The following is a 3,222-nucleotide window of genomic DNA, read 5'->3' as shown; positions in this document are numbered from 1 at the left end:
TTTGGTTTTTTAAACCACGTTTTTAACCGAATGCGCGTTAAGAATGAGTTCTTTAACAATCTGGAAAGCTGATATAAATAAGATATTTATAAAGCAATGAACGGTGTCGCGCTGTGATTTGCACATTTTATAAATATCTACAAAAGCGATTAATAGCGAAAGCTGTTAATCAACATTTGTTTACTCTTACTCAGAGTGAACATCTTATTCAAGACACATTTATTTGTGCGTGAAAATGTCAGACTTTACAATTGCTGTGGATTAGTCTCCACGGTGTACTTCGTGTCGAAAGACTACTTAGGGTTGTATGGTTAAGTGACTAAGCGTATGTGGTGGATGCCTTGGCAGTTAGAGGCGATGAAGGACGTGTTAATCTGCGATAAGCATTGGTGAGGTGATAAAAACCGTTATAGCCAATGATTTCCGAATGGGGAAACCCACTGACATAAGTCAGTATCATTAAGTGAATACATAGCTTAATGAAGCGAACCAGGAGAACTGAAACATCTAAGTACCCTGAGGAAAAGAAATCAACCGAGATTTCGTTAGTAGCGGCGAGCGAACGCGAATCAGCCCTTAAGCTTATTGGGCGCTAGTGGAATGTACTGGAAAGTACAACGATACAGGGTGATAGTCCCGTACACAAAAGCAACCTTTGAGTGAAATCGAGTAGGACGGAGCACGTGAAACTTTGTCTGAATATGGGGGGACCATCCTCCAAGGCTAAATACTACTAACTGACCGATAGTGAACCAGTACCGTGAGGGAAAGGCGAAAAGAACCCCTGTGAGGGGAGTGAAATAGAACCTGAAACCGCATACGTACAAGCAGTGGAAGCCGGATTTAGTCCGGTGACTGCGTACCTTTTGTATAATGGGTCAGCGACTTATATTCTGTAGCAAGGTTAACCGATTAGGGGAGCCGTAGCGAAAGCGAGTGTTAACTGCGCGTTTAGTTGCAGGGTATAGACCCGAAACCCGGCGATCTACCCATGGGCAGGTTGAAGGTTGAGTAACATCAACTGGAGGACCGAACACACGTATGTTGAAAAATGCGGTGATGACTTGTGGGTCGGAGTGAAAGGCTAATCAAGCCGGGAGATAGCTGGTTCTCCCCGAAATCTATTTAGGTAGAGCCTCGCACGAACACCATTGGGGGTAGAGCACTGTTAAGGCTAGGGGGTCATCCCGACTTACCAACCCTTTGCAAACTCCGAATACCAATGAGTGATATGCGGGAGACACACTGCGGGTGCTAACGTCCGTTGTGAAGAGGGAAACAACCCAGACCGCCAGCTAAGGTCCCAAAGTACTAGTTAAGTGGGAAACGATGTGGAAAGGCATAGACAGCTAGGAGGTTGGCTTAGAAGCAGCCATCCTTTAAAGAAAGCGTAATAGCTCACTAGTCGAGTCGGTCTGCGCGGAAGATGTAACGGGGCTAAACTAGTCACCGAAGCTGCGGATTCATAATTTATTATGAGTGGTAGGGGAGCGTTCTGTAAGCCGTTGAAGGTGAGTTGTAAAGCTTGCTGGAGGTATCAGAAGTGCGAATGCTGACATGAGTAACGATAAGGGGAGTGAAAAACTCCCCCGCCGAAAGACCAAGGTTTCCTGTCCCATGTTAATCAGGGCAGGGTAAGTCGGCCCCTAAGGCGAGGCGGAAACGCGTAGTCGATGGGAAACAGATTAATATTTCTGTACTTCTATATATTGCGAAGGAGGGACGGAGTAGGCTAAACAGGCACGGCGTTGGTAGTCCGTGTGAAAGTACGTAGGTGGTTGACTTAGGTAAATCCGGGTCTTCATTCAACACTGAGATACGAGACGAGACTCTACGGAGTTGAAGCTGTTGATGCCATGCTTCCAGGAAAAGCTTCTAAGCTTCAGATATATAGGAACCGTACCCCAAACCGACACAGGTGGTTAGGTAGAGAATACTAAGGCGCTTGAGAGAACTCGGGTGAAGGAACTAGGCAAAATAGTACCGTAACTTCGGGAGAAGGTACGCTACTCTCGGTTAAACCCTTGCGGTGTAAGCTAAGAGTAGTCGAAGTAACCAGGTGGCTGGAACTGTTTATTAAAAACACAGCACTGTGCAAAATCGAAAGATGACGTATACGGTGTGACGCCTGCCCGGTGCCGGAAGGTTAATTGATTCGGTTAGCGCAAGCGAAGCTGATGATCGAAGCCCCGGTAAACGGCGGCCGTAACTATAACGGTCCTAAGGTAGCGAAATTCCTTGTCGGGTAAGTTCCGACCTGCACGAATGGCGTAATCATGGCCACACTGTCTCCACCCGAGACTCAGTGAAATTGAATTTGCGGTTAAGATGCCGTATACCCGCGGCTAGACGGAAAGACCCCGTGAACCTTTACTATAGCTTGACAGTGAACATTGCTCCTACATGTGTAGGATAGGTGGGAGACTATGAAACTTTGTCGCCAGATGAAGTGGAGTCTACCTTGAAATACCACCCTTGTATGCGTGATGTTCTAACCTAGGGCCCTTATCGGGCTTGGGGACACTGTCTGGTGGGTAGTTTGACTGGGGCGGTCTCCTCCCAAAGAGTAACGGAGGAGCACGAAGGTTGGCTAAGTATGGTCGGACATCATACGGTTAGTGCAATGGCATAAGCCAGCTTAACTGCGAGACAGACACGTCGAGCAGGTACGAAAGTAGGTCATAGTGATCCGGTGGTTCTGTATGGAAGGGCCATCGCTCAACGGATAAAAGGTACTCCGGGGATAACAGGCTGATACCGCCCAAGAGTTCATATCGACGGCGGTGTTTGGCACCTCGATGTCGGCTCATCACATCCTGGGGCTGAAGTCGGTCCCAAGGGTATGGCTGTTCGCCATTTAAAGTGGTACGCGAGCTGGGTTTAGAACGTCGTGAGACAGTTCGGTCCCTATCTGCCGTGGGCGTTTGAGAATTGAAGAGGGCTGCTCCTAGTACGAGAGGACCGGAGTGGACGAACCGCTGGTGTTCGGGTTGTTATGCCAATAGCATTGCCCGGTAGCTACGTTCGGAACTGATAACCGCTGAAAGCATCTAAGCGGGAAGCAGGCTTTGAGATGAGTTCTCACTGGAGCTTTAAGCTCCCTAAAGGGTCGTTGGAGACTACAACGTTGATAGGTCAGGTGTGTAAGGACTGCGAGGTCTTGAGCTAACTGATACTAATTGCCCGTGAGGCTTAACCATACAACACCCAAGTAGTTTTACT

General features: G+C 48.0%; 1 rRNA gene. It reads left to right on the top strand.

Annotated elements, in window-relative coordinates:
- Positions 1–309 precede the first annotated feature (309 nt).
- Positions 310–3,200, top strand: a 23S ribosomal RNA gene (locus H4J62_RS19830).
- Positions 3,201–3,222 lie beyond the last annotated feature (22 nt).

Origin of the sequence: Colwellia sp. BRX8-5 (assembly GCF_014077325.1) — a bacterium.
Classification (GTDB): domain Bacteria; phylum Pseudomonadota; class Gammaproteobacteria; order Enterobacterales; family Alteromonadaceae; genus Colwellia_A.
The sequence above is the reverse complement of the archived record's forward strand: the minus strand, read 5'-3'. Positions and strand labels throughout refer to the sequence as shown.